Genomic DNA, 25,559 nt, shown 5'->3' with positions numbered 1-25,559 from the left:
AAACACCTTACAGACCTGTAAGGTGTTTTTTTATAGAAAAAGAAAAAGGGAAAATCGTTGCTTTTTTCCTGGGTTTCTGCCATCTTTACATATAGAGAGTGTGAGGAGGTGACTATTTGTCTAGGCAAGATTTTTATTATTTGCAGCTGGCACAGCATTTGCTTGGCCATTCTTCATATGAGTTGATTTCGATGAAAGCTGATGCTTCAGAGCTATGGTTTCAATCTTCGCATCGCAAAGATAAGTCAATTGTCCGCATAGTCCGCCGGAATTTTAAATCAGCCGTTGAACAGCAAAAAGATGTGTTATATGCATTACAAAGAGCTGAGAATGTGCGAAAGCAGAGCGGTAAATCAACGCTTACTCTTAACACGATTTACTTTGCTGATTTTGATCCGTTTTATACTGAGCAGTCCTTAGAAAGTGCGCCAAGTCCCTCTAAAGTGAATAGTTACGTTGAACAACTAACGGCAGAGAAAGCAAGCGCTTATGAACCTCTATTCGAACGGCTAGATCTTACATTGGAAAGCGCAGACAATTTCTCTTCCGAAGAAGAAGCCGAGCGCATAGAACAGTGGAAACATAAAATTGTGCTTTTTGTACAGAAAAAACAAAGCGAAGAACAGCAAATAGCTGGATACGGGAAGCCTATTTTTACATATATATTTTTAGCGCTGCAAATCTTAATGTTTCTATTTCTGGAGTGGAAGAGCAGTACACAAAATACGCTCACTCTGATTCAATACGGAGCTAAATACAACCCCTTAATTATGGAAGGCGAATGGTGGCGTTTTTTTACCCCTATAATTTTGCATATAGGACTTCTGCATTTGCTTATGAATAGTGTAGCCTTGTATTATTTAGGAACGCTTGTAGAGAGGATATATGGCAGCGGGCGTTTTGTCTTTATTTATATATTTGCCGGGTTTGCAGGATCTCTAGGAAGTTTTATATGGAATACGTCTATTTCCGCAGGAGCCTCAGGGGCTATTTTCGGCTGCTTTGGAGCTTTACTGTTTATAGCAAGAACAAATCCACGCTTCTTTTTTCGAACAATGGGGTCGAGTTTCATTGTCATTATTGTAATTAACTTGATTTTTGGATTTGTTGCGCCGAACGTCGATAATGCAGGGCATATTGGCGGTTTGGTTGGCGGATTTTTAGCTGCAAGCATCGTCAGTTTACCGAAACAAAAAAAGCTGTATATTCAGATTCCGGCTTTCATTTGCACGCTTTTACTAGTAGGAAGTCTGCTTTTTTATGGATATCATGAGCGTTCTGTTTATCAAGATGAACCCTATGCACTCAGCGTAGCGGCTACGTATCTTCAGCAGAAGCAGTATGAAGAAGCAAAAGATGCCATTAAGCTTTTTGTTGAAAAAGGAACAGGAAATAGTAACGTGTATTTCGTCAGTGCTCGCGCAGAATTTTATCTTGAAAATTATAAAGCAGCTAAACAGCAATTGAATCAGGCTATAAAGTATGATTCAACTTTTCATGAGGCGTATTACAATTTAGCTCTGGTGAATATGAAACTGAATGATATTCCAGCGGCCACACAAAATATCGATAAAGCAATTGCGCTTGAACCGCAAAATGAAAAATACGAAAAGCTGAAGCAAGAGCTAGAAAATTAAAACTGTTGAATGACGAATTTAATATTTTATACTTTACTATTGTGAGAACGTTTACTAGAATATTAATATGTAGACCTAGCAGTGGGCGTTAAATACGGCCGCTGTTTATGACTGAATGACTGTTGAGTTATCTCAAAATAAATGAATCATATCACCTAGAAAATAGGATAAAGGTGACAGAATGAATACGTTATATGATGTACAACAATTATTAAAGTCCTTCGGCATTTTTATATACGTGGGCGATCGTATTGCTGATTTAGAGCTGATGGAAGCGGAAGTAAAAGAGTTATATCAGTCTAACTTGATTGATGTACGTGATTACCAAATGGCAATTCTTTTGCTTCGTCGAGAGTTAAAACAACAAAAAGAGAAAAAGGATGAATGAACATGGATGACAAATGGTTAGTTGGAGTTGATTTAGGCGGTACAACAATAAAAATGGCCTTTATTAATCATTATGGAGAAATCATTCACAAATGGGAAATTAATACGGATGTGAGCGAGCAAGGCCGTAAAATTCCAACAGATATTGCAAAAGCAATTGATAAAAAGTTAAACGATCTTGGAGAAGTAAAATCAAGGTTAGTAGGCATTGGTATTGGTGCACCGGGGCCTGTCAACTTTGCAAACGGTTCGATTGAAGTAGCTGTCAATTTAGGTTGGGAAAAATTCCCTATCAAAGATATCTTGGAAGTAGAAACTTCTCTTCCTGTTGTAGTAGACAATGATGCAAACATTGCAGCGATTGGAGAAATGTGGAAGGGTGCTGGAGACGGAGCAAAAGATTTACTTTGCGTTACGCTTGGCACAGGCGTTGGCGGTGGCGTCATTGCAAATGGTGAAATTGTACAAGGCGTAAATGGAGCCGCTGGTGAGATCGGGCACATTACTTCTATTCCTGAAGGCGGAGCACCGTGTAACTGCGGCAAAACCGGCTGTTTAGAAACAATCGCTTCAGCAACTGGAATTGTACGTTTAACAATGGAAGAATTAACGGAAACGGACAAACCAAGTGAGCTTCGCACAGTGTTAGAACAAAATGGACAAGTTACATCTAAAGATGTATTTGATGCAGCTCGTTCAAAAGATGAATTAGCGATGCATGTTGTAGATAAAGTTGCCTTTCATTTAGGTCTAGCACTAGCAAACTCTGCTAATGCATTAAACCCTGAGAAAATCGTTCTAGGCGGCGGTGTGTCTCGTGCAGGCGAGGTATTACTTGCACCGGTAAGAGATTATTTCAAACGTTTTGCATTTCCTCGCGTAGCGCAAGGTGCTGAATTAGCAATCGCTACTTTAGGAAACGATGCGGGAATTATTGGAGGAGCTTGGTTAGTTAAATCTTATTTTGAATAATAAGCAAGCATCTAACTGAGATAAAAAAGCGCTTTGACTAAATGTCAAAGCGCTTTTTTATCATGCATCTTTTCAATCTTTACATATACATAGTGTAAAGGAGTGAAGATTATGCAAATTGTAGATATCCAAAAGCCCTACGATTACACGCGAACAATACGAGATATCCAAACACTTTTAACATACTACCCCTATGGTTCTCTTGAATGGATAGGGTGCAGCGTGCTCGGAAAGCCGATTCCTCATATTTTAATTGGAAACGGAGAAAGAAAGGTTCATATTAATGCGTCTTTTCATGCCAATGAATGGATTACGACAAATGTTCTTCTACAGTTTGTTGAAGATTATTTAGCTGCTCTTCATTATGATCAGGCGTTGAACGGGCAGGAAGCAAGAGCTCTTTTTAATCAAGTTACGCTTTCTACAGTTCCAATTGTTAATCCAGACGGAGTAGATCTGGTCTTAAAAGGTCCTCCTGTAAGTGAACCTTATGCGTCTTTTCTTTCTAAAATAGGAAGAGACTTTCCTGATTTTCAAAGCTGGAAAGCAAATATCCGAGGGGTAGACTTAAACAATCAGTTTCCGGCTTATTGGGAAATTGAAAAAAAGCGCAAAGAACCTAAAGCTCCGCATTATCGGGACTTTCCAGGCTATGAATCTCTGTCTGAACCTGAAGCGCAGGCAATGGTAAAACTTGTTGAGCGTCATGATTTTGATTGTGTGATAGCTTTACATACCCAAGGAGAAGAATTTTACTGGGGGTATATGAATGAAGAGCCGAAGGAAGCGGAGGAAATAGCCAGTTATTTTGAAAGAGTAAGCGGTTATAAAGCAGTCAAAACGATTGATAGTCACGCTGGATTTAAGGATTGGTTTATTTTAGAAAAGAAAAAGCTAGGGTTCACCTTAGAACTGGGAAAAGGAATTAATCCGCTGCCTTTATCTGAAATATCACGCGTATATAATCCGACCAAAGCTATCTTAGTTGCGGCAATGGAATATCTATCTATTTGAAAAGCCACGCAAAGCATATGCTTTGCGTGGCTTTTTTAATGATGTACCGCCGGATAACCGTGATGTATAATGGTCATCACGGTAAACCATCCGAATACCCCGAATGTTAGTACCGAAAAACCAATGCCTAATATGTTTTTATTTCTAAAAGATGAAATAGCTGCAAATACGCCTAGCAATGTTGTTAGTGCAAAAATAATCATAAGACCCACTCGAAGAAACCTCCTTTAGGCAACTTAAAATTAAAGCGCTATCATTAGCTTATCCCTTTAATTGTAAAACTTTTCTAACCGTTTGTCGAGATGAAAACCAATCTTTCTTTCGCCTTGTTAGCTTAGAAAGGTCCTTACTTTCATTTATAAGATGATGTGTGTATGATAATGCATATAACGGAAATAAATTTTACAAGGAGGATACATTATGAACTATCATCGTATACCGCTAGGACCTATTCAAACGAATTGTTATGTCGTTGCTAACGAAAAAAAAGAGTGTTTAGTTTTTGACCCGGGAGCTCAGGGAAAACAGCTCGTTGAATTTCTAGAAAAACAAACGTATAAACCGTTGGCTATTTTGCTGACACACGCTCATTTTGATCACATTGGAGGAGTAGATGAAGTGATGAATCACTACTCTAGCCCGCTTTATGTACATAAAAATGAAAAAGAATGGCTTCATAATAGTGATTTAAACGGTTCAAAATTTTTTGACCTAGGAGAAATTACGGCTCCAGATGCAACCGATATTATTTCAGTCGAAGGCAATTTAACAATTGGCTCATTCCAATTTGAGGTGTACGAAACGCCTGGCCATTCTCCTGGCAGCGTTTCATATTATTTCAAATCGGGTAACTTTGTAGTATCTGGTGACGCGCTTTTTGCAGGCGGCATCGGACGCACAGATTTACCTGGAGGCAATCAAGCTCAGCTGTTAGAAAGCATCGAATTGAAATTGCTGTCCCTTCCAGAAGATACGCTTGTACTAAGCGGTCACGGACCTGAAACAACTGTGGGACACGAAATGGATCAAAATCCTTTCCTAAATGGTTTTTAAGAATACAAAAAGCGATGGAAGCCCATCGCTTTTCTCTTTACTGTCCTGGTGTCATCATAAAAGTTGACCAGTACGTGAACCCCACAAAAAAGACGGTCAAATATGCTCCGAAAACGTAAATGTACATTCTTTCAGACAGCTTTAAATAACTAAGAATTACAAAAAAGCCTGTTTGAGCTAAAAAGAGTAAAGAAGTCTTATGCATGTGACCGAGGTAAAACATTACAGTGAAAATTGCTGTCCAGAACCCCATTACACGGTACATTCGTTCCACGTCCATTTCCTCCTTTATCAAACTTAGTTAGTGTCATGATGAATGTCATCGCTGTGTAAGCACTAGAAAGCACTTATAAAACTATATCGATACTTTTCCATTATAATACATCCTTTCTTTCCTGAAAACGCTATCTTTTCCTTGAAATACGACAGAAGAAAAAAAGTTATACAAAACATGTGCAAAATACTATACAAAAGTTATACAAAACGTGTACAATGTATATAAACAATCTATAACTAAAAAACGGGAGGGTTTCATATGGAAGAAATTAAATTTTATACGTATCCGAGCTGTACATCTTGTCGTAAAACGAAAAAGTGGCTAGTGAAGGAAGATGTAAATTTTAAAGAGCGTCATTTATTTAGAGAAACACCTACTCATAAAGAAATGCTTGAACTTCTTTCTATGACAACAGAAGGGATGGATGAACTTCTTGCTAAAAGAAGTCAAGAATATAAAAAGTTAAATGTTGATGTGGATAGCATGACTCTATCTGAAGTAGTCAATCTATTAATTGAACATCCTCGTTTACTTCGCCGACCAATTTTAACAGATGGCAAAAAGCTTGTAGTAGGCTATAACGAATCTGCTCTTAAAAATTTAGTCAAGAAAAAAACAAGTCTTGCTTCTCTAGTTGTGTAAGCGTACATGATGAAGAAGCTCAATTCAGTAAATAACGAATAAAACGACAGCGTAGAGTTTTACATCACGTTGTCTTTTTTTATGTAGTCGTTTAGAGGTGTACAGAAGTTGTACATTGTGTACAAGGACTGAAGCGAAGCAAAGAAGCGTATACTAAAAAAATTATAAAAAATGAAAAAAGAAGGAGGAAAATCTCGAAAAAGGTCGAAATTACTGTTTCTAGATGTTTTACCAATCATCTTTATCACAAATAAAGGAGTGATGATCGTTTGACCGAAATTGAACAGTTTGCAACTTACATTATACGAGATGCATGTGAGTGCCGAAGTTCTGATGTGCATATTGTGCCCCGAAAGAAAGATGCTGTGATTCAGCTACGAATTGACCAAGAGCTTATTTTAAAGAGGGTTATTTCGAAGGAAATGTCTGAACGGCTCATTTCACATTTTAAATTTTTAGGGGGAATGGATATTGGCGAGCGCAGAAAACCTCAAAATGGTGCACTGACCACTTCCATTGATCACTATCAAGTAAATTTGCGTTTATCAACTCTTCCTACTTCTCATGATGAAAGTCTTGTTATTCGGCTTTTGCCTCATCAACAATCTACATCTCTCAAACATTTATCGCTTTTTCCTGAACATACTAAAAAGCTTATTTCTCTCTTGAAATTCTCTCATGGATTAATTATTTTTACCGGTCCTACAGGATCGGGTAAAACCACTACTCTATATACTCTTTTACACGAAGTAAAGCATCTTTTTAATCGAAATGTTATTACACTAGAAGATCCTATTGAAAAACCGAGTGAAACCGTGCTTCAAGTACAGGTAAATGAACGGGCGGGGATTACGTACACGACTGGTTTAAAAGCTATATTGCGCCATGACCCAGATATTATCATGGTGGGAGAAATAAGAGATAGTGAGACTGCCAAAATTGCTGTGAGAGCAGCGCTTACCGGACACTTGGTTTTGACAACGATGCATACTAAAGATACAAAAGGATCTTTGTACAGGCTGCTTGAGTTTGGTGTTAGCTTTCAAGAAATGGAACAGACTCTTGTAGCAGTAGCTGCACAGCGCCTTGTAGAAATTCGCTGTCCGCTGTGTTCCGGAAAATGCCACCCAGCTTGTAAAAAGATGAGGAAGCATCGTCAGTCCAGCATATACGAATTGCTTTATGGCAAGGAGCTTAGCGCGGTGATGAGAGAAGTGAAAGGAGAAAATGCGGATTATGATTATAAGACGCTCCGAGATGTTATTCTAAAAGGAATTGCGCTAGGTTATTTATATCCGCATTCGCTAGACGGATGGGTGTAAAGACAAATAGACAAAAAAGATGGTCTCTTGCTCAGCAAGCGAAAATTCTTAAGCAGGTCTCTAAGCTTTTGGAAAAAGGCTACACTCTTTCTCAAGCTCTTTCGTTTTTGACGTTTCAAGTATCTAACAAAGAAAAAACGGATATTGAAAAATGTCTTGAGCAGTTAAAACGAGGAGAATCTTTGCACGATGCTTTTGTTAAACTTCAGTTTCACCGTGATATTTTAAGCTATTTATATTTTGCAGAACAGCATGGAAACCTTCAATTTGCTTTAAAAGAAAGTAGCTCAATGATTGAAGAAAAAGTAAGGCATCGTAAAAAATTTCAAAAGCTTGTCCAATATCCCGTATTGCTACTGCTGTTTATTCTTTCCATTTTATTTGTTTTAAGTACGGTTTTACTTCCACAGTTTGAAGCTCTGTACTTATCCTTTGGAAACAAGCAGTCTTCGTTTATCCTTCTATTTATGCAGGCGATGTCGTTCTTTCCTTTTGTGTTACCTGCAGTCATCAGTATGCCAATCATCCTGTATTTGTTTTATGTGATTTACATTAAAAAATTGCCTCCAGTAGTTCAGATGCAGCTCTTTATGAGAGTTCCCGTTATCCGAACGTTCACACGGCTATTTAACTCGTACTTTTTTTCTGTTCATATGAGCAATTTACTAAATGGTGGTTTATCTATTTATGAATGCTTTGCTCTTTTTCAAAAGCAAGAGCATCATCCATTTTTTCAAGTGGAAGCTTTTGCTTTTACAGATCAACTTTCCTCAGGAATGCGATTAGATCATATCATTTCAGGTAAATCTCATTATGAAAAAGACTTGGCTCATGTTATTGTTCATGGCCAGCAAAACGGTGAGCTTTCTCAAGAACTGTATGATTACAGTCTATTTATGATGGAAAGAATGGAACAGTTTATTTTTCGTATTTTAAAATATGTACAGCCGCTTACATTCTTATTCATCGGAATTGTCATTCTGCTTATGTATATGTCCGTTATGCTTCCGATGTTAGAAGTGATGTCGAGCTTGTAGAAAGGTGAAAGAATATGATTCTAAAAGGTGATAAAGGATTTACCCTTATTGAAATGCTCATTGTTATGCTCGTTATTACCGTGCTTTTGCTCATAATGATTCCAAATGTATTAAAGCATAATACGGTTATTAACAATAAAGGCTGCTCAGCTCTTGTCAAAACCGTAGAGGCTGAGGTACAAGTATACGAACTTGAAAATGGCGAAAAACCGAGTCTAGAAGAGCTTGAAGCAGGAGGCTACTTAAAAGAAGGCACCGTGTGTCCAAATGGGCAAGCTATTCAAATTGACGGTACCGGAAAGGTTACAGCTAGTGGTTCTTCTTAAGCAAAAAGGATTTACCCTCATTGAGATGCTGATGGTTTTATTTATTGTGCAAGTGATGATGTTTTCCATTATCGTAGCCATTCGACCGCTTGTGGAATATTACAAAATCACACTATTCTTGCGACAGCTGCAAAGCGACACGTTTTATGTGCAGCAGACAGCCATGAACCGAGAATCTCCAATTAAAATTAACTTCGCACCGAAGGGAACAGAATATATTATTTCTGATTCTCGTGCCGTTCTTTATAAGCGCGCCTATGACTCCACCATTCATATCACATTTGGAAGCGGCAATTCCACGATACAATACAACAAAAACGGCAATATTTCTCAGGCAAAGACCATTTTTATCAGCAATCAAAAATTTAAATATAAAGTTACTTTTCAAATAGGCAGAGGGCGTTTTTATGTGGACAAGATGTAAGGGTCAGCAGGGCTACACCTTGTTAGAAATGCTTGTTTCATTTAGCATGCTTTTACTCCTAACCGGTACAATTATTCCTTTGTATGTTCAGATGAAGGAAGCAGAAAAGAAGCAATATGTTTCGTATCAAGCTGATGCTATCTTGCACGAAGAGCTATTGAAATATAAATATGAAGCAGGATATAAACGGCGAGAAAAAATCGTAAAAGAAAACGTTGCGTTTTATCTGAAGTGGTACGGAGAAAGTGCTCAAAAGCTTTGTGTAGAATGGACAGATTCCGCTGAGAAAATGAAAAAGAAGTGTGATGTGATGTTGAAGTGAAAAGGGAAAAAGGCTTTACGCTTGTAGAGATGTTAGTCAGTTTTACTCTTTTTTTAATTATTGTTTCATTTTTCCCCATTATCATTCCGCTAGCTAAGCAAACATATAATCCGGACTTTAGTATGAATGAAATGGAGTGGGAAATTTTTGTGAATCAACTTGCTATAGAATATCGAGAAGCAAAAGAAGTGGGAATTCATGCGACTACGCTTACGTTGAAAATGGAAAATAATCAGATCATCACTTATGAACGCTACGACGACAAGATAAGAAGACGAGTGGATGAAAGTGGTCATGAAGTGGTGCTGCAGCACATTAAGAATATTATGTATGAACAGCAAAAAGAAAGGCTGTTGATTCGTTCAACAGACGGTGTTAACAAAGTTAGAGAAGAAACCATTACAACGTTTTTGATGCTTGCTCATGAAACATAATGAGCAAGGATTTATTCTCCCGGTCGTTTTGGCATTTTGTGCGCTTTTTCTTCTGTTAGTAGCTCAGCAAACCACTTATTTTGTGACGAAAAGTTCATTTTATCAAGAAGTAGAGCAGAAAAATCGTCTGCAGCATCTTTTAGAAAACGCGGTGGTACATGTAAAAAAAGAAATAAAAGAACATAATAAATCTCCATCTGCATCTTTAGTATTAGAAACTGGTACGGTTTCATACGAAGTAGTAAGTGAAGATGAACAGATGATCATCTTAAAAATAAAATGTCAAACATTGCAAGGAAGAGCATTGACGGAAACGGCATATATTCAAAAAAAGGATCAGCACATTGTGAAGTGGACGGATTAAGTCTCTTTCTCTCCGGATATAATAGTGCTGAGGAGATGATTATATGAAAACGAATGATTATGTAAAATATATGACTCAGCAATTTGTACAATATATGGATCAGCCAAAAGAAGAGAGGAAAACGAAAAAGATTCAAAAAAAAGAAGAGCGAGCACCTTTTGCAAACAGATGGTTTGGAATGATTCCGCTGTCGTTTATGCTGTGGTACCGAAAGAAAAAGAAAGATGAGCATATCATATGCTCATCTTTTTTTAACCGGCTTGTGTTTTATTAAATTGACGAGACATCGTTTCGGGCGATATGTAAAATAAGCCACCGTTTATAAACTTAAATAAGATAGTCGGTTCGTACAGCTCTTGAAGCGCTGTTTTCTCTGTCACATATATTTCTGGGAGCTCTTCCGCTGTTTCATAAAAATGATCAAGAAGCGCTAAGTCTTCATACCATCTTTCCTGTGCTTTTTCTGCCCATTCAGTCGGTTGAGTTTTAACGTAGTCAGTCACATATGATGTGAGTCGCGCAATCGCACTTTTCGGTTTAATAAAAGGTGAAAGAGTAAAGCAATAGTCCGAGATTTTAGATGACAAATTTTGATTAATGATTAATTCATGAAATGATTCAATGATTTGTCCATTGATTAAATTAATGCCAAGCGACAAGAGCTCGTCTTTTTTACGATCACATTTGTACGAGACTTTAATATTTAACGCAAGCCAAGGATGTAAAGGCTGATTTGTTGGCTGAGCTGATGAAACTTGTTCATACAAGTGAATAAATCCGCCTAGCTTTTGAGTAGAAGCGAAAATTTGATGCAGCCTAGGTGAGCCAAAATGAATTCGTTCTCCTTGAACAGAATCATCTTCAAACGCTGGGTCTGTAATGAAAGTGAGTGAAGCAGGATTTGCTTCTCCGCCTGTCTTTTCAACATAATGCCAATAAAATGGACGATTCATCAACTCTTTGTCAAGTTCGATCGTTAATTGAACCGTTAGATAAGATGGTGTTTCTGTGACAATAGAACAATTATTAGCTAGAAAGTAACGCTTTAAAAATTGATGAATGTCAGTTTGCTGCATGCTGATCCTCCTCGCTGTCTTCGTATTGAATAATAGACGTCAAGTTCTCCATTTTGATTTTTATTTCTCCTTCACTCCGTGAATGAAATAAAATATCCTGAATATGCTCTTCGATATTTTTTAAATCAAGCTTTGTTAAAATATCATCTAACTCTCCAACAACTCGTTCAAAAAGGTTTATTTTTTCGTATAACAATTTTAAAATATGTTCTTCGACCGTATGTTGAATGGCTAAATTGTAAATGTGAACATCATGTTTTTGACCTAAACGATGGACCCTTCCAATTCGCTGTTCTAGACGCATTGGATTCCACGGTAGATCATAGTTAATGATATGATGACAAAACTGAAGGTTGATTCCTTCTCCGCCCGCTTCAGTGGCAATAAATACTTGCGCGTGGCTTTCAAAAAGCTGCTTCATCCAGTCTTTTTTACCTCGCTTAAATCCGCCTCTAAACGGTACAGAGGTAATTCCATGCTGTTTTAAATACCACTGTAAATACAGTTGAGTTGCTCTGTACTCAGTGAAAATAATGACTTTGTCATCAATTTTTTGAACGAGCTCTAGCACTTTTTCTGCTTTTGCATTTTGCGGTACTTGCTGAAGTAGTTCCATTAACGGAGTAATCATATGTTCCGTTAATGCGCTGTTTTGATCTTCCTGACGTTCCAGCATGTTTTTTAATGTCATATATACCGCTTCGCGGCTGCTGCAGGCCTCTCGCTGCAGAGTTAAAATTGAAAAAGCGCTTGAAGGGTGCAGTCCGTTTCCTTTAAAAGACGTAATCGCATCGTATAGCTCGCGTTCTTTTGGCGAGAATTCAACAGGAATGGTTTGAACAATTCGCTTCGTCCATTCGATACCCGTATCGTGGCGGCGATTTCGAATCATAACTTTGTTAACAAGCTCTTTTAAGTGTTCATCGTTTTGCAAAGAACGTTTTTTAGCGGAAAATAATTCTTCGAAATAGTCTTTATTGCCGAGATGGCCAGGCTTTAAAAGAGAGACTAAGTTAAAAATTTCTTCAATTCGATTTTGAATCGGTGTTGCGGTTAGCAACAGACAAAATTTCTTTTTTAGACTTTGCACAAATTCATAGTTTTTTGTTTTGTTGTTTTTAAGTTTATGAGCTTCATCAATGATGATGAGGTCGTAGTCTTGTTCTAGCACAATTTCTCGATGAGGAGAACGTTTTGCTGTATCAATTGAAGACACAACGATGTCACACTGATCCCACACATATGATTTCCTTTGAGGGACTGCGGGAATATAAAATTTTTGATTCAATTCCATGGCCCACTGTGAAACAAGCGAAGCTGGAACTAAAATGAGAACTTTTTTAACAAGTCCGCGAATCATATATTCCTTCAAAATTAACCCTGCTTCAATCGTTTTCCCCAGTCCTACTTCATCTGCTAAAATGGCTTTCCCATTCATTGTTTCAACTACTTGTTTGGCTACTTCGAGCTGATGAGGAAGCGGCGTTAAATCGGCTAGATGTTTTGGGCTTTGTAGTCCTTCAAATTCTGAGATAAGCGTTTGGTCTTCTATTTCATAGGCAAGTTTATACAAATCCCATGCTGACCAAGGGCCGTCTTGCTCCAATTTAGTTGAGAAGGCTGCTTCCCATGTTTCATCGATGTTTAATTTCACTTTCATGATAAAAATGCTCCTTTGTAAAAAATTTTTATTGAACAAATGATAAGAATCAGGTAGGATAAAAATATATTTAGAAAATTTGAAAAAGAAAATAGATTAGCACTTTACAAATGATTGTGTGAATAAAGATAGATACATCTTTCAGTAGTATGCCCAACTTTACCAACTTTATAGAAGCGAATGACGACACGGGGAGAGACTACTTGAATGTAGCGCCGAAGGAGCAAGCAATAAAATTGTGAATCTCTCAGGCAAAAAGACTCTTGTTTGACGCAGCTCTGGAGAGTGTCTATGCGTTTATAGACCACCCACGAGGCAAACCTATTCGTTTATAGGTAAACTTTCAGGTGAAAAGGACAGAGACTTCCTACTAAATACAGTAGGGGGTTTTCTGTCCTTTTTTGTTTGGATACATAGTGATCCCCACACTATTTGAAAACTCCCCGTTATGAAAAGTTTTACGTGAAAAAGAGGAGGACATAAATATGACAACAGAATTACACAAAACGCCGCTTTATGATATCTATCAAAAATATGGTGCCAAAACAATTGATTTTGGAGGATGGGCTCTTCCCGTTCAATTTTCTTCTATTAAAGAAGAGCATGAAGCTGTACGTACAAAGGCAGGTCTTTTTGATGTCTCTCATATGGGAGAAATTCTTGTAACAGGAGCTGATAGCTTAGCTTTTCTTCAGCACACGATGACGAATGACGTTTCTATCCTTGTAGATGGAAAAGCACAGTATACAGCTATGTGTTATGAAGACGGAGGCACGGTAGATGATTTGCTGATTTATAAAAAAGCAGATCAAGAGTATTTGCTAGTCGTAAACGCTGCTAATATTCAAAAAGACTATGAGTGGCTAGTGTCTCACAAACAAGGAGATGTAACGCTCGTTAATCAATCTGATGAAACTGCGCAGCTAGCTTTACAAGGTCCTTTAGCAGAAAAAGTTTTACAAACTTTAACGAACGAAAATTTATCTTCCTTAAAGCCATTTACATTTGCTGATGATGTAGAAGTAGCGAATGTAAAAGCTCTCGTTTCACGTACTGGATATACCGGAGAAGATGGCTTTGAAATTTATTGTTCTTCAGCTGACGCCTCTCACTTGTGGACGGCTATTTTAGAAGCAGGCAGTGACGAAGGTGTGTTGCCCTGCGGGTTAGGAGCTCGCGATACGCTTCGTTTTGAAGCTACTTTGGCTTTATATGGCCAAGAGCTTTCAAAAGATATTACGCCCATTGAAGCTCGAATTGGATTTGCAGTGAAAACGAACAAAGACAGCTTTATTGGAAAAGAAGTGTTAAAAGAACAGCGTGAAAGCGGAGCGTCCCGTAAGTTAGTGGGAATTGAGATGATTGATAAAGGTATACCACGACACGGTTACGAAGTATTTGCAGGTGAAGAACAAATTGGATTTGTGACAACAGGAACACAGTCACCTACACTAAAGAAAAACATCGGTTTAGCACTATTATCAGCAGAATATTCAGAGCTTGGTCAAGAAGTGGAAGTGCAGGTTCGAAAAAAACGCTTAAAAGCAAAAGTGGTTTCAACACCTTTTTATAAACGTTCAAAGTAAGCTTTGGGGAGGAATTTAACATGTTACATCGCTATTTACCAATGACAGAACAAGATCAGCAGCAAATGTTAGCAGCAATTGGTGTTTCATCTGTTGATGATTTATTTTCAGATATTCCGCAGCGCGTTCGGTTTCAAGGAGAATACAATATTAAAAAAGCGGCTTCAGAGCCTCAGCTGTTAAAAGAATTAAATAATATGGCTGCTAAAAATGCTCATTTAAAAGACTATGCTTCTTTTTTAGGAGCAGGAGTTTATGATCATTACATGCCGGTTATTGTTGATCATGTTATTTCTCGTTCGGAATTTTATACGGCCTATACTCCGTATCAACCAGAAATTTCTCAAGGAGAACTTCAGGCCATCTTTGAATTCCAAACAATGATTTGTGAGTTAACGGGGATGGACGTGGCCAATTCTTCTATGTATGACGGAGGAACTGCTTTAGCAGAAGCCGCTATGCTCAGTGCGGGTCAAACAAAAAAGAAAAAAGTACTTGTCTCTGCGGCTGTTCACCCTGAGTCAAAAGATGTGTTAAAAACGTATGCGAAGGGTCAATACATTGAAGTGGTAGAAATCCCTGCAGCAGACGGAGTAACAGATATGATTGCATTGGAAAAAGAGATGGGGAGTGACGTGGCAGCTGTTATTGTCCAATACCCAAATTTCTATGGACAAATCGAGCCGTTAAAAGAAATTGAAGAAATGACTCATCAAGAAAAATGCATGTTTGTGGTTTCAAGTAATCCTTTATCATTAGGTTTACTTACGCCTCCTGGAGAATTCGGAGCGGACATCGTCATTGGAGATGCACAGCCATTTGGTATTCCAAGTCAATTTGGAGGCCCCCACTGCGGATACTTTGCAACTACGTCTAAGCTTATGCGAAAAATCCCAGGACGATTAGTAGGGCAAACAGTAGATGAAAACGGTAAGCGAGGGTTTGTTTTAACCCTTCAAGCACGTGAACAGCATATACGCCGCGATAAAGCGACGTCTAACATTTGTTCAAATCAAGCGTTAAATGCTTTAGCGGCATCAGTTGCCATGACAGCTTTAGGCAAGCAAGGTGTAAAAGAAATGGCGCTGCAAAACTTATCAAAAACGCATTATGCATATGAAGCGTTAAAGGCAAAAGGGGTAAATGTAGCATATGAAGGACCGTTTTTTAACGAATTAGTCGTGAAGCTTCCTGTTTCGGTAACAGAAGCCAACAATCGTTTATTAGCATCAAAAATAATTGGCGGTTATGATCTTAGCCGTGATAACCAAGCGCTTGAAAATCACATGCTGCTTGCTTTTACAGAGCTCCGTACAAAAGAGGAAATTGACCAACTTGTAAATGAATTGGGGGATCTTCATGCTTAATCAAAATCAATCACTTATTTTTGAAAGCAGTAAAGAAGGGCGAATCGGCTATTCATTGCCGGAGTTAGATGTGCCGCAAGTAAATGCTGAAGAACTGCTTGGAAAAGCGTATGTCCGTACCGAAGCGCCTGAGCTTCCTGAAGTATCAGAACTCGATATTATGCGTCATTACACCGCGCTTTCAAAACGAAATCACGGAGTGGACTCAGGGTTTTATCCGCTTGGTTCATGTACGATGAAATATAATCCAAAAGTGAATGAACAAGCAGCACGCATTGCTGGGTTTGCGCATATTCATCCTCTTCAAGATGAGCAAACGGTTCAAGGTGCTCTCGAACTTTTATATGATTTACAAGAGCATTTAACAGAAATTACGGGAATGGATGAAGTAACACTTCAGCCAGCAGCAGGTGCTCATGGCGAGTGGACCGGGCTTATGATGATTCGTGCCTATCACGAAGCAAATGGTGAGACGCAGCGAACAAAAGTCATTGTTCCAGACTCAGCTCACGGAACGAACCCGGCTTCGGCAACAGTTGCGGGATTTGAAACGGTAACGGTAAAATCAAACGAACATGGTTTAGTGGACTTAGAGGATTTACGCCGCGTAGTGGGAGAAGATACAGCTGCTTTAATGTTAACAAACCCAAATACGCTAGGGTTATTTGAAGAAGATATTTTAGAAATGGCTGAAATTGTTCACGCAGCAGGTGGGAAACTTTATTATGATGGTGCAAATTTAAACGCAGTATTAAGTAAAGCTCGCCCTGGAGATATGGGATTTGACGTGGTTCATTTAAACCTTCATAAAACGTTTACAGGTCCTCATGGAGGGGGCGGTCCTGGTTCTGGTCCGGTAGGGGTAAAAGCAGATCTAATTCCTTATTTGCCTAAACCAGTGCTTGTGAAAACAGAAAAAGGCTATCACTTTGACTATAACCGTCCTCAGTCAATTGGACGCGTAAAGCCGTTTTACGGCAACTTCGGTATCAACGTTCGCGCTTATACGTATATTCGTTCAATGGGGCCAGACGGCTTAAAAGCCGTGACGGAAAACGCTGTGCTAAATGCCAACTATATGATGCGTCGTTTAGCAGAACACTATGAGCTGCCGTTTGACCGTCACTGTAAGCACGAATTTGTTTTATCAGGAAAACGTCAGAAAAAGCTTGGCGTACGCACATTGGATATCGCGAAACGACTGCTTGATTTTGGCTATCATCCGCCGACGATCTACTTCCCGCTTATCGTAGAAGAGTGCATGATGATCGAACCAACGGAAACAGAGTCGAAAGAAACGCTAGATGCGTTTATCGATGCGATGATTCAAATTGCAAAAGAAGCAGAAGAAACGCCTGAAGTCGTACAGGAAGCTCCTCATACAACGGTTGTGAAGCGCCTTGACGAAACGCTGGCAGCTAGAAAGCCAGTGCTTCGCTATCAGAAAGAACAGGCTGTTCAAAACGTCTAACAAAAAACCTCGCCCAAAGGCGAGGTTTTTCTATATACATACCATTATTTTTTCTTTTTCACTTTACCGTTCCACATTTTGAAGCCGCCTTTTAAATCATAGATTTCTTTAACACCGTGGCGACGAAGCATTTGTGCTGCGCGTCCTGTGCGCATTCCGCTTTGACAATAGATGTAGACAGGCTGATCTGAACGAAATTCTTTAATGCGCATACGGAACTGTGACAGAGGAATATTTCGTGCGCCTAAAATATGTCCGTTTTCGAATTCATTCGGTTCACGAATATCAACTAGCTGTGCCTTGCGGTAGCCGCTGCGGAATTCTTCTTCAGTTAACGTTTTCATAATGCGACGTTGGACAAAGAACATAACGACAGAGTATATGATGATTACTCCAAGTAAAATGAGTACTGCTGTAATTGCTGACATGCTGATTCTTCCTTTCTTCGACAAAATCCATACTCTTATTATATAAGTGAATGAAATTAGAAGTAAAGCGATTTTGCCTTGAATCTAGCGGATTTCTTCCCGAAAATGAAAAAACTACCACATTTGAATTCACAGTTTTGTGTTGCTCTTTGCTTTTCCTTAGCTCAATCTTTTGGTAGACTAAAAAACGGATTTATTTTTTATATTACATATAGCTGAGGATGAGGTATATGAAAGCAAAGTGGAGATTTATTGATTCCAACAACCGTTCGCCTTATTACAATATGGCGTTAGATGAAGCGTTATTAGAATGGCATAGTAAAGGGGAAATTCCACCTACGATTCGTTTTTACGGATGGAACCCTCCAACGCTGTCGATCGGTTATTTTCAAAAAGCTGAAAAAGAAATTAACTTTGATAAAGTAAAAGAATTAGGATTAGGCTTTGTAAGACGTCCAACGGGCGGCAGGGGCGTGCTTCATGACGAAGAGCTTACTTACAGCGTCATCGTATCTGAAGAGTATCCTAACATGCCTAAGACAGTTACAGAAGCATACCGCGTGATTTCAGAAGGTTTACTGGAAGGTTTTCGTTCGTTAGGGCTCGAGGCTTATTTTGCTATTCCTCGTTCAGAAGAAGAAAAAAATAGCTTAAAAAACCCTCGTTCATCTGTATGTTTTGACGCTCCTTCTTGGTATGAACTAGTTGTAGAGGGCCGCAAAATTGCTGGAAGTGCTCAAACTAGACAAAAAGGAGTTATCCTCCAGCACGGTTCTATCCTATTAGAGATTGATGAAGATAAATTATTCAGCGTGTTTAATTACCCAAATGACCGCGTGAAAGAAAGAATGCAGCGCGCATTTCGTTCTAAAGCGGTAGCGATCAATGCAATTGCGGGCCGCAAAATCTCTATTGAAGAAGCAAAAGAAGCGTTTTATAAAGGATTTGCTTCTGCTCTTGATATCGATTTAGAACCGTATACACTGTCTGAAGAAGAGGAAGCATATGTAGAAGAACTAGCGCGCACAAAGTACGGATCGGATGAATGGAACTTTAAGCGCTAAACGAATGCGGATGGTAAATAGATAAAAGTGCAACTTCTTATAAGTTGCACTTTTTATTGGAATTTTTAGAAACAATGCTTGGCTAATAGAATACATAGGGAAGAAAAGTCAAACACTTTTTTTACGAAAAAAAAAATATTTCACTTGACACCCTTCTATATGTAGATGTTTGGAGAAGTGTCAAATACTATATATTGAATTCGTCCAAGCCGTGTGGTAAGTTATTGATAGTTGATTGAAAAACTCTATTTCCTTTAAAAGGAAATAGAGTTAATAAATTTATAGATGTTCGATAGGTAAGGAGTTGTGAGAATGACTGTTTTGTTAAATCAAAAAGTGAATATGAATGTTGAAAAGCTCAATTCAGATATTGAACGCTTTCCGCAAGTACATCCGATTACACCGGATATGAAGTTAACTCATAAAGGTGTTTCAAGATTGGTAATGTTAGACCGCTATGCGTTTAAAGATACGGAAAAATTAACGTTATCAGAAGGAGATTTTGTTGTTCTAACTGTAAAGGAAGATCCAAAATTTCCAGCACGAGGACTTGGCTATGTGGAAAGCATTAATTTTGAGCAAAAAACCGCTGTTGTCAAGGTAGAAGATGAGTTTAGAGGAGCTTTATCACCTGAAGAAGCAGAAAATGGGTTAATTACTCGTTCTTTAGATGTCATTGAAAAGCCTCTAGAGGTCTTCTACGAGCAAATTGCAAAACGTAATGCAACAGGCTTAGCTTCTGTGGAAAAAACAGAAGAAAAGCGCAAAGAGTGGTTTGAAAAGTTCTATCAAGAGCTTGTTCAGCTAAACTTTGTACCAGCTGGCCGCGTTCTTTACGGTGCAGGTGCTGACACGGACGTAACGTACTTCAACTGTTACGTAATGCCTTATGTAAAAGATTCACGTGAAGGTATTTCAGAACACCGCAAACAAGTAATGGAAATCATGAGCCGTGGAGGCGGTGTTGGAACGAATGGTTCAACTCTTCGCCCGCGCAACACGCTGGCTCGCGGTGTAAACGGCAAATCATCTGGTTCGGTTTCATGGTTGGATGATATTGCTAAACTGACGCATCTTGTTGAGCAAGGTGGGTCGCGTCGTTAACAAACCGGCGACGTAATCTCGTGAATTGCTGGAACACCCTTAGAGCTTTCTTCACCACAACGTGATCGGCAACGATGAGCGTGATGGTTAGAAAAGAGGAAAGATTGGGCAATCAGCAGCCAAGTGTCTTTGGAAACGAAGATAAAGGTTCAACGACTATTGAAACTTCCTAAAAGTTCTAATGCAATAAAACTTTAGTGAATAAAGTAGGTGTTATGATGGAAGCAAAGGAAGGAGTAAACCATAGCAAACGGCAACGTCGCTATGGGGCACGAGACAAAGGGATTTTCTTCTTTGATGATATAGTCTGATCTTACATGAAAGTGTAAGAGTACGGCAGAAATGACCGTACCCTTCTTAACGAAGAGTAACAAATTGGGGGCCCAAATGATCATGCTTGCCGACTGGCATCCTGACATTGTAGAGTTTATTATTTCTAAAATGCAAAACCCTCGCATTTTACGTTTCTTAATTGAAAACACAAATGACGAAATGATTAAAAAGCACGCTCAAGATAAATTGAAGTTCACGCCGCTAACAGAGTCTGAAGAAGCGATGTACCAAGGAATCATTAACTATAAACAAATTCCTGGTCTTGGTGGGTTCAGTGAAAAAATCATTAAAGATGCAGAAGAAAAGCTGCAAACAGGCGGAACGTACAGCGTTCATAACTCAGAGTTTTTAACAGGAGCAAACATTTCTGTATGCTTAACAAAAGATTTTATGGATGCTGTTGAAAACGACGGTGAATACGAACTTCGCTTCCCAGACGTAGAAAGCTATTCAAAAGAAGAAATGGCTAACTACAATGAAAACTGGCACGAAGTAGGCGATGTGCGCGAGTGGGCAAAACAAGGAAACAAAGTTCGTACGTACCGTACTATTCGTGCAAAAGAGCTATGGAACTTAATTAATATTTGTGCAACGTACTCAGCTGAACCAGGCATTTTCTTCTTTGACAATGCTAATGACATGACAAATGCTCAAGCATATGGTCAGCACGTTGTTGCAACGAATCCATGTGGTGAATAGTTTGCCTCATGTAAAACATTGCGGAATAAAGCAGGAACCCTGAGATGGGAATCTGAACCGAAGGCTAAACGTAAAGGTTTAGTCAGGGGCAACGCATAGAAGCTGATCCTGTATAACAGACTATAATGCTTCCAAGAGGCCGCAACGTTACAATTTTAAAGCTCCGAAAAAGTACTTGAAAGAAATGGCTGAATAATTGTAACGAAAACGTATGCTGAACTTACGTAAATATGAAGCGTAAGAGGTAGAGGATAAAAAGCCTTTACGATAACAAATTTGGAACAACCACTTGCACCATTCTCTGTTTGTAACTTAGCTGCTGTTAACTTAGCGCAAATGGCAGATAAAGAAACAAAAACTGTTAACTTTGAAAAGCTACGTCAAACGGTTGAAACTGGCGTTAGAATGCAAGATAACGTTATTGATGCAACTCCTTATTTCTTAGAAGAGAACCAAAAGCAAGCGCTTGGCGAACGCCGCGTTGGTCTTGGTGTAATGGGTCTTCACGATCTTCTTATTTATTGTGAAACAGAATACGGCTCTGACAAAGGCAATGAGTTAGTAGATAAAGTGTTTGAAACAATTGCCACGACGGCTTACCGCGCGTCTGTAGAGCTTGGAAAAGAAAAAGGAAGCTTCCCGTTCTTAGTGGGCGAAACAGATGCTGAAACGGCTTCTTTACGTGAAGCATTTACAAATACAGGCTTCATGAAAAAAATGCCTGAAGATATTCGTGAAAACATTAAAGAGCACGGTATCCGAAACTCTCATTTATTAACAGTAGCGCCAACAGGCAGTACTGGAACAATGGTTGGAGTATCAACGGGTCTTGAACCTTATTTCTCATTCTCATACTTCCGAAGCGGCCGTTTAGGTAAATTTATTGAAGTAAAAGCTGATATCGTTCAAGAGTATTTAGATCAGCATCCAGAAGCAGATCCAAACAACCTTCCTGAATGGTTCATTTCAGCTATGGAACTTGCACCACAAGCTCACGCGGACGTGCAATGTGTGATTCAGCGCTGGATTGACAGTTCAATTAGTAAAACAGTAAACGCTCCTCGTGGTTACACGGTAGAGCAAGTTCAAAAAGTGTACGAGCGTCTGTATAAAGGCGGAGCAAAAGGCGGTACAGTGTACGTAGACGGAAGCCGTGATGCACAAGTCTTAACGCTAAAAGCAGAAGAAAATACATTTGATGAAGAAATTGAAGCGCCAAAAGAAGAAACAAAACCGCACGTGGTGTTAGTTGATACAATTAACGAAATTCGTTCAACTGATGTAACAATCGGTTCTGAAGTAGGCAATACTTGTCCGGTTTGCCGTCAAGGAACGGTAGAGGAAATGGGCGGATGCAACACATGTACAAACTGTGGTGCACAGCTGAAATGCGGCCTTTAATTTTTAATCATGATTGACTAGTAAAAGCTGACTCAAGTGAGTCGGCTTTTATTATGTATGAAAATGGGGCATAAATAAGAAGCGGGAACGAACGGTTCTTGTATTTGAATAAGCATTGTAGTATGATTTTAATTGAATGTCTTTTATCCAGTTTTATCTTATGACATCGCTTTATTTACACGTTTTTTTCACATAGATTATCAAACATGAACACGATATCACTATAAGAAACAGACATTTATGATTTATTATTAGTAATACATAATATTAATTGGGGGAGATTTCATGCCTACACCGAGTATGGAAGATTATATTGAACAAATATATATGCTAATTGAAGATAAAGGATACGCTCGAGTGTCTGATATTGCTGATGCATTGGCGGTTCACCCCTCATCTGTAACAAAGATGGTTCAAAAACTAGACAAAGATGAGTACTTAATTTATGAAAAATATCGAGGCCTTGTTTTAACAGCTAAGGGACAGAAGATTGGAAAACGTCTTGTTTATCGCCACGAGCTTTTAGAGCAGCTATTGCGAATCATTGGCGTGGATGAGAAAAATATTTATGATGACGTAGAAGGAATTGAACATCATTTAAGCTGGAATTCCATTGATCGAATTGGGGATTTAGTTCAATACTTTGAAGAAAATCATAATCGTATTCAAGATCTTCGCAACGTACAAAAACGAAATGAAGAAGAGCAAAAATTATAATAAAAAAGCAGCGGCCAATAGCGTCACTGCTTTTTTTCTTTTTATCATAACTTGTTGCTGAGTCGACTACAAATGTAGAGTGGGTAGTTTGGAGGAGAGGCTGTGTACGTCGACGGAGTGTTTTCAGGTGGCGGTATTAAAGGGCTTGCACTGATTGGCGCGTTACAAGCTCTAGAAGAAAAAGGGTTGATCTTTCGGCGGTTAGCCGGAACGAGTGCGGGTTCCATTATTTGTGCATTTGTAGCAGCCGGTTATACAAGTGAAGAAATTGTTGAAATGATGAATGAAATTGAGTTATCGTCTTTTTTAGATCAAAGAATGTCTTTTTTACCATCAAGCTTGACAAAGTGGCTGTTTTTATATTGGAAAATGGGATTATATAAAGGAGAAAGGCTTGAAAAGTGGATTGCTGAGAAATTGCGGAGCAGAGGAATTCGTACATTCGCTGATTTGCCTGATCAGTCGCTGCGTATCATTGCTTCAGATTTGACCAATAGTACGATGCTTGTTCTTCCAGATGATTTGCCTAAATATCAAATCGACCCGAATCGTTTTTCTGTAGCAAGAGCCGTTCGAATGAGCTGCAGCATTCCATATTTTTTTGAGCCGGTTAAATTAAAATCTACCCCAAGCAGTTTAATAGTCGACGGGGGCGTGTTAAGCAACTTTCCAATTTTTCTATTTGATGACGATAAAAGTCTTAAGAAACGACCGGTAATTGGTGTGAAGCTGAGCCCGAAGGACGAAGAGAGAGAAAGGAATAAAATTAAGAATGCCGTTGGTTTATTCAGTGCGCTTTTTGAGACGATGAAAGATGCGCACGATGCGAGACATATTTCAAAACGTCACGAAAAAAATATTATCTTTTTACCTGTTAATCAAGTTTTTGCTACAGAATTTACCCTCACAGAAGAGCGGAAGGAAGAGCTGATTGCGTTTGGCAAAAAGCGTACAAGGGCATTTTTGAAAAAATGGTGCTATTAAAAAAACAAGGAGGCTTTTCTCCTTGTTTTTTTAAAAGAATGCTCTATTTTTCTTTTTTCCTTTTTTACCTTCGATGACGGTCAAGTGTGAGTTGTTTTTCTTTTTCTTTAGCGGTTTCGTTGATTTGGATACCGGGCGCTTATTTGAGCTTCGGTACGTATGCATATCAACTTTGTTGCTTCCTCGCTCTTTTTCTTTTTGACGCAGTTTCGATTGCTTTACTGCGCGCACATAGCCTCTATCTTGACCTTTTGTCTGAGAAGGGCGGAGAATAAACCGATAAACTAAGTAAAACAAAATGATAAACAGAAAAATATAACCTGCTTGACGTAATAAAACAGCTGGATCTGTAATCAACGTAAATGCAAAGCCAATGACTCCTAACCCGATTAGACCATATACAAGTGGTTTCACGAATGGACGTCTCATTTTGTTCACCTCCTAAAATAGTAAAAAAAGAAAGCAAAACGGTGTGGATTAGACAACTTGTTCGTCAGTGGTAGAAGAGAGTTCATTTTCAACGCGTAAAAGTTCTTTAAATGAAGCAATCGCAACTTCAACTTGATCATCTTTTGGTTCTTTGGTTGTTAAAAGCTGAAGCCATAAACCGGGATAACCTAAAAAGCGAAGAAGAGGGACATGACGAACTTTATTGGTTAACTGTAACACTTCAAATGATAAACCAAGGACAACTGGAATTAATGCAAGGCGATCCACAATTCGTAACCAAAGAGGATCTGTTGGAACTAGTAGGTAGACAAACATTCCTACAACTACGGTAAAGAGGATAAAGCTACTTCCGCAGCGATAATGAAGTCGAGATTGTGCTTGAACGGCTTCTACCGTAAGTTCAGCATTGTTTTCATATGCATTAATGACCTTGTGTTCTGCTCCATGATATTGAAACACCCGTTTAATAAGTGGCGTTTGTGAAATCACATAAATATAGCCAAGGAGCAATAATAGTTTAAATACTCCTTCAATAAAAACTTGAGCTACACTCGAAGTGAAAACAGGACGTGTCAATTGTGCTAAAAACACAGGAATCAATGTAAATAGTACTTTCCCGAAAAGAAAGGATATTACACCAATAGTTGCAACGCCAAATATTAAAGATAGTTTTGATTCTTTTTTCTCTTTTTGTTGTTCTGCTGCTACTTGAGCATCATCTTCTGGATTCACGTCATAGCGTTCAGAGGAAAAGTTCAAGTGCTGCGTACCGTTTGCACTAGCTTCAACAATAGCAGCAATTCCTCGTAAAAAAGGAATTTTTTTTAAAGCAGTGAGTACGGAATTTGATTTTCTTTTTGAATGAAAATAATCAATAGATTGATCTTTGCGGCGAATAGCCGTCACCATCATACGTTTGCCACCGAACATGACGCCTTCTATAACGGCTTGACCACCATACGCAGGTTTTTGTAATTTAGACATTTCAGGCACCAACCTAACTTAACT

The 25,559-nt window shown here is 38.7% G+C and carries 27 protein-coding genes, 3 pseudogenes and 1 riboswitch; of the genes and pseudogenes, 23 read left to right on the top strand and 7 right to left on the bottom strand.

Annotation, left to right across the window (positions count from 1 at the left end):
- The first annotated feature begins 116 nt into the window (after positions 1 to 116).
- From ACO1DI_RS07165 to ACO1DI_RS07150, 4 genes are all read left to right on the top strand, one after another.
- Positions 117 to 1,637, top strand: coding sequence for a rhomboid family intramembrane serine protease (locus ACO1DI_RS07165; protein WP_328575421.1), 1,521 nt, complete (start codon positions 117 to 119; stop codon positions 1,635 to 1,637).
- A gap of 181 nt (positions 1,638 to 1,818) precedes the next feature.
- On the top strand, positions 1,819 to 2,025 hold the full coding sequence (locus ACO1DI_RS07160; protein WP_013059184.1) for a YqgQ family protein: 207 nt from the start codon (positions 1,819 to 1,821) through the stop codon (positions 2,023 to 2,025).
- Positions 2,026 to 2,027: 2 nt separating this feature from the next.
- Positions 2,028 to 2,996, top strand: coding sequence for an ROK family glucokinase (locus tag ACO1DI_RS07155; protein ID WP_013059183.1), 969 nt, complete (start codon positions 2,028 to 2,030; stop codon positions 2,994 to 2,996).
- 111 nt (positions 2,997 to 3,107) lie between these two features.
- On the top strand, positions 3,108 to 4,010 hold the full coding sequence (locus ACO1DI_RS07150; RefSeq protein ID WP_208732871.1) for a M14 family metallopeptidase: 903 nt from the start codon (positions 3,108 to 3,110) through the stop codon (positions 4,008 to 4,010).
- A gap of 35 nt (positions 4,011 to 4,045) precedes the next feature.
- Here the strand turns inward: ACO1DI_RS07150 and ACO1DI_RS07145 are convergent, their stop codons facing one another.
- Positions 4,046 to 4,222, bottom strand: a complete 177-nt coding sequence (locus ACO1DI_RS07145) for a DUF2759 domain-containing protein (RefSeq protein WP_013059181.1) — start codon at positions 4,220 to 4,222, stop codon at positions 4,046 to 4,048.
- Between the two features lie 208 nt (positions 4,223 to 4,430).
- Here ACO1DI_RS07145 and ACO1DI_RS07140 point away from each other — a divergent pair, with 208 nt between their 5' ends.
- Positions 4,431 to 5,063 (top strand): MBL fold metallo-hydrolase, encoded by a 633-nt coding sequence (locus ACO1DI_RS07140; RefSeq protein ID WP_423145181.1) that lies wholly within the window; start codon positions 4,431 to 4,433, stop codon positions 5,061 to 5,063.
- A 37-nt stretch (positions 5,064 to 5,100) separates the two neighbouring features.
- On the opposite strand, the gene ACO1DI_RS07135 is transcribed toward ACO1DI_RS07140, so the two are convergent.
- A complete protein-coding gene (locus ACO1DI_RS07135) occupies positions 5,101 to 5,337 on the bottom strand; it encodes a DUF2626 domain-containing protein (protein ID WP_013059179.1) in 237 nt (78 codons plus the stop codon).
- 261 nt (positions 5,338 to 5,598) lie between these two features.
- Here ACO1DI_RS07135 and ACO1DI_RS07130 point away from each other — a divergent pair, with 261 nt between their 5' ends.
- From ACO1DI_RS07130 to ACO1DI_RS07090, 9 genes are all read left to right on the top strand, one after another.
- Entirely contained in the window at positions 5,599 to 5,982 is a 384-nt protein-coding gene (locus ACO1DI_RS07130; RefSeq protein WP_013059178.1) for a Spx/MgsR family RNA polymerase-binding regulatory protein, read from the top strand.
- Positions 5,983 to 6,251: 269 nt separating this feature from the next.
- Complete coding sequence (gene comGA / locus ACO1DI_RS07125) at positions 6,252 to 7,304, top strand: competence type IV pilus ATPase ComGA (RefSeq protein ID WP_423145180.1); 1,053 nt, start codon at positions 6,252 to 6,254, stop codon at positions 7,302 to 7,304.
- Positions 7,295 to 8,341 carry a competence type IV pilus assembly protein ComGB gene (gene comGB, locus ACO1DI_RS07120; RefSeq protein WP_014458228.1) on the top strand — a complete coding sequence of 349 codons (1,047 nt, stop codon included), beginning with the start codon at positions 7,295 to 7,297 and terminating at the stop codon, positions 8,339 to 8,341. Before comGA ends, comGB begins: the two co-directional genes overlap by 10 nt.
- Before the next feature lie 14 nt (positions 8,342 to 8,355).
- Positions 8,356 to 8,667, top strand: a complete 312-nt coding sequence (gene comGC / locus ACO1DI_RS07115; RefSeq protein WP_013059175.1) for a competence type IV pilus major pilin ComGC — start codon at positions 8,356 to 8,358, stop codon at positions 8,665 to 8,667.
- Positions 8,609 to 9,091, top strand: coding sequence for a competence type IV pilus minor pilin ComGD (gene comGD / locus ACO1DI_RS07110; RefSeq protein WP_226554895.1), 483 nt, complete (start codon positions 8,609 to 8,611; stop codon positions 9,089 to 9,091). Before comGC ends, comGD begins: the two co-directional genes overlap by 59 nt.
- Positions 9,075 to 9,413 (top strand): type II secretion system protein, encoded by a 339-nt coding sequence (locus ACO1DI_RS07105; protein WP_028411610.1) that lies wholly within the window; start codon positions 9,075 to 9,077, stop codon positions 9,411 to 9,413. Before comGD ends, ACO1DI_RS07105 begins: the two co-directional genes overlap by 17 nt.
- Complete coding sequence (comGF, locus tag ACO1DI_RS07100; protein ID WP_014458231.1) at positions 9,410 to 9,847, top strand: competence type IV pilus minor pilin ComGF; 438 nt, start codon at positions 9,410 to 9,412, stop codon at positions 9,845 to 9,847. Before ACO1DI_RS07105 ends, comGF begins: the two co-directional genes overlap by 4 nt.
- A complete protein-coding gene (comGG, locus tag ACO1DI_RS07095; RefSeq protein ID WP_013059171.1) occupies positions 9,837 to 10,211 on the top strand; it encodes a competence type IV pilus minor pilin ComGG in 375 nt (124 codons plus the stop codon). The genes comGF and comGG overlap by 11 nt, the downstream gene beginning before the upstream one ends.
- A 43-nt stretch (positions 10,212 to 10,254) precedes the next feature.
- A complete protein-coding gene (locus tag ACO1DI_RS07090) occupies positions 10,255 to 10,485 on the top strand; it encodes a YqzE family protein (RefSeq protein ID WP_372779895.1) in 231 nt (76 codons plus the stop codon).
- On the opposite strand, the gene ACO1DI_RS07085 is transcribed toward ACO1DI_RS07090, so the two are convergent.
- Complete coding sequence (locus ACO1DI_RS07085) at positions 10,463 to 11,287, bottom strand: YqhG family protein (RefSeq protein WP_014458232.1); 825 nt, start codon at positions 11,285 to 11,287, stop codon at positions 10,463 to 10,465. The genes ACO1DI_RS07090 and ACO1DI_RS07085 overlap by 23 nt on opposite strands.
- A complete protein-coding gene (locus ACO1DI_RS07080; protein WP_014458233.1) occupies positions 11,274 to 12,947 on the bottom strand; it encodes a DEAD/DEAH box helicase in 1,674 nt (557 codons plus the stop codon). The genes ACO1DI_RS07085 and ACO1DI_RS07080 overlap by 14 nt, the downstream gene beginning before the upstream one ends.
- 180 nt (positions 12,948 to 13,127) lie before the next feature.
- A riboswitch (glycine riboswitch) is annotated at positions 13,128 to 13,220 on the top strand.
- A 212-nt stretch (positions 13,221 to 13,432) separates the two neighbouring features.
- Here ACO1DI_RS07080 and gcvT point away from each other — a divergent pair.
- The 3 genes from gcvT to gcvPB are packed head-to-tail and all read left to right on the top strand — an operon-like array spanning position 13,433 to position 17,371.
- Entirely contained in the window at positions 13,433 to 14,533 is a 1,101-nt protein-coding gene (gene gcvT / locus ACO1DI_RS07075) for a glycine cleavage system aminomethyltransferase GcvT (protein WP_182420450.1), read from the top strand.
- Between the two features lie 20 nt (positions 14,534 to 14,553).
- A complete protein-coding gene (gcvPA, locus tag ACO1DI_RS07070) occupies positions 14,554 to 15,900 on the top strand; it encodes an aminomethyl-transferring glycine dehydrogenase subunit GcvPA (RefSeq protein WP_182420449.1) in 1,347 nt (448 codons plus the stop codon).
- Positions 15,893 to 17,371: an aminomethyl-transferring glycine dehydrogenase subunit GcvPB gene (gene gcvPB, locus ACO1DI_RS07065; protein WP_182420448.1), complete on the top strand. Its 1,479-nt coding sequence runs from the start codon at positions 15,893 to 15,895 to the stop codon at positions 17,369 to 17,371. Before gcvPA ends, gcvPB begins: the two co-directional genes overlap by 8 nt.
- Before the next feature lie 44 nt (positions 17,372 to 17,415).
- Here gcvPB and ACO1DI_RS07060 read toward each other — a convergent pair whose 3' ends face one another.
- Positions 17,416 to 17,799 carry a rhodanese-like domain-containing protein gene (locus tag ACO1DI_RS07060; protein ID WP_014458235.1) on the bottom strand — a complete coding sequence of 128 codons (384 nt, stop codon included), beginning with the start codon at positions 17,797 to 17,799 and terminating at the stop codon, positions 17,416 to 17,418.
- Between the two features lie 230 nt (positions 17,800 to 18,029).
- Here ACO1DI_RS07060 and ACO1DI_RS07055 point away from each other — a divergent pair, with 230 nt between their 5' ends.
- The 6 genes and pseudogenes from ACO1DI_RS07055 to ACO1DI_RS07030 all read left to right on the top strand — a co-directional run bounded on the left by ACO1DI_RS07055 (position 18,030) and on the right by ACO1DI_RS07030 (position 24,101).
- Positions 18,030 to 18,863, top strand: coding sequence for a lipoate--protein ligase family protein (locus tag ACO1DI_RS07055; protein ID WP_013085005.1), 834 nt, complete (start codon positions 18,030 to 18,032; stop codon positions 18,861 to 18,863).
- Positions 18,864 to 19,175: 312 nt separating this feature from the next.
- Positions 19,176 to 19,964, top strand: a pseudogene (locus ACO1DI_RS07050) (ribonucleotide reductase N-terminal alpha domain-containing protein); the annotation flags it as partial.
- A 378-nt stretch (positions 19,965 to 20,342) separates the two neighbouring features.
- Positions 20,343 to 20,996: pseudogene (locus tag ACO1DI_RS07045) on the top strand (ribonucleoside-diphosphate reductase); the annotation flags it as partial.
- Between the two features lie 282 nt (positions 20,997 to 21,278).
- A pseudogene (locus ACO1DI_RS07040) lies at positions 21,279 to 22,400 on the top strand (hypothetical protein); the annotation flags it as partial.
- Positions 22,401 to 22,685: 285 nt separating this feature from the next.
- Positions 22,686 to 23,117: a transcriptional regulator MntR gene (gene mntR / locus ACO1DI_RS07035; RefSeq protein WP_013085004.1), complete on the top strand. Its 432-nt coding sequence runs from the start codon at positions 22,686 to 22,688 to the stop codon at positions 23,115 to 23,117.
- A 102-nt stretch (positions 23,118 to 23,219) separates the two neighbouring features.
- Complete coding sequence (locus ACO1DI_RS07030; protein WP_016765549.1) at positions 23,220 to 24,101, top strand: patatin-like phospholipase family protein; 882 nt, start codon at positions 23,220 to 23,222, stop codon at positions 24,099 to 24,101.
- A 30-nt stretch (positions 24,102 to 24,131) separates the two neighbouring features.
- Here ACO1DI_RS07030 and ACO1DI_RS07025 read toward each other — a convergent pair whose 3' ends face one another.
- A complete protein-coding gene (locus tag ACO1DI_RS07025; protein ID WP_013059160.1) occupies positions 24,132 to 24,530 on the bottom strand; it encodes an SA1362 family protein in 399 nt (132 codons plus the stop codon).
- A gap of 48 nt (positions 24,531 to 24,578) precedes the next feature.
- On the bottom strand, positions 24,579 to 25,535 hold the full coding sequence (locus ACO1DI_RS07020) for a DUF1385 domain-containing protein (RefSeq protein WP_014458240.1): 957 nt from the start codon (positions 25,533 to 25,535) through the stop codon (positions 24,579 to 24,581).
- Positions 25,536 to 25,559 lie beyond the last annotated feature (24 nt).

This window comes from Priestia sp. 40 (genome assembly GCF_049368575.1).
GTDB lineage: Bacteria > Bacillota > Bacilli > Bacillales > Bacillaceae_H > Priestia > Priestia zanthoxyli.
This window is presented reverse-complemented; position numbering and strand designations above follow the sequence as displayed.

Coding starts and splice junctions, on each gene's coding strand:
- ACO1DI_RS07020 (WP_014458240.1), bottom strand. CDS start 25,535: ATGTCTAAATTACAAAAACCTGCGTATGGTGGTCAAGCCGTTATAGAA.
- ACO1DI_RS07055 (WP_013085005.1), top strand. CDS start 18,030: ATGAAAGCAAAGTGGAGATTTATTGATTCCAACAACCGTTCGCCTTAT.
- ACO1DI_RS07060 (WP_014458235.1), bottom strand. CDS start 17,799: ATGTCAGCAATTACAGCAGTACTCATTTTACTTGGAGTAATCATCATA.
- ACO1DI_RS07130 (WP_013059178.1), top strand. CDS start 5,599: ATGGAAGAAATTAAATTTTATACGTATCCGAGCTGTACATCTTGTCGT.
- ACO1DI_RS07025 (WP_013059160.1), bottom strand. CDS start 24,530: ATGAGACGTCCATTCGTGAAACCACTTGTATATGGTCTAATCGGGTTA.
- ACO1DI_RS07080 (WP_014458233.1), bottom strand. CDS start 12,947: ATGAAAGTGAAATTAAACATCGATGAAACATGGGAAGCAGCCTTCTCA.
- ACO1DI_RS07150 (WP_208732871.1), top strand. CDS start 3,108: ATGCAAATTGTAGATATCCAAAAGCCCTACGATTACACGCGAACAATA.
- ACO1DI_RS07140 (WP_423145181.1), top strand. CDS start 4,431: ATGAACTATCATCGTATACCGCTAGGACCTATTCAAACGAATTGTTAT.
- gcvT (WP_182420450.1), top strand. CDS start 13,433: ATGACAACAGAATTACACAAAACGCCGCTTTATGATATCTATCAAAAA.
- mntR (WP_013085004.1), top strand. CDS start 22,686: ATGCCTACACCGAGTATGGAAGATTATATTGAACAAATATATATGCTA.
- gcvPB (WP_182420448.1), top strand. CDS start 15,893: ATGCTTAATCAAAATCAATCACTTATTTTTGAAAGCAGTAAAGAAGGG.
- ACO1DI_RS07155 (WP_013059183.1), top strand. CDS start 2,028: ATGGATGACAAATGGTTAGTTGGAGTTGATTTAGGCGGTACAACAATA.
- comGC (WP_013059175.1), top strand. CDS start 8,356: ATGATTCTAAAAGGTGATAAAGGATTTACCCTTATTGAAATGCTCATT.
- comGG (WP_013059171.1), top strand. CDS start 9,837: ATGAAACATAATGAGCAAGGATTTATTCTCCCGGTCGTTTTGGCATTT.
- ACO1DI_RS07105 (WP_028411610.1), top strand. CDS start 9,075: ATGTGGACAAGATGTAAGGGTCAGCAGGGCTACACCTTGTTAGAAATG.
- ACO1DI_RS07160 (WP_013059184.1), top strand. CDS start 1,819: ATGAATACGTTATATGATGTACAACAATTATTAAAGTCCTTCGGCATT.
- comGB (WP_014458228.1), top strand. CDS start 7,295: ATGGGTGTAAAGACAAATAGACAAAAAAGATGGTCTCTTGCTCAGCAA.
- gcvPA (WP_182420449.1), top strand. CDS start 14,554: ATGTTACATCGCTATTTACCAATGACAGAACAAGATCAGCAGCAAATG.
- comGD (WP_226554895.1), top strand. CDS start 8,609: ATGGGCAAGCTATTCAAATTGACGGTACCGGAAAGGTTACAGCTAGTG.
- ACO1DI_RS07090 (WP_372779895.1), top strand. CDS start 10,255: ATGAAAACGAATGATTATGTAAAATATATGACTCAGCAATTTGTACAA.
- ACO1DI_RS07085 (WP_014458232.1), bottom strand. CDS start 11,287: ATGCAGCAAACTGACATTCATCAATTTTTAAAGCGTTACTTTCTAGCT.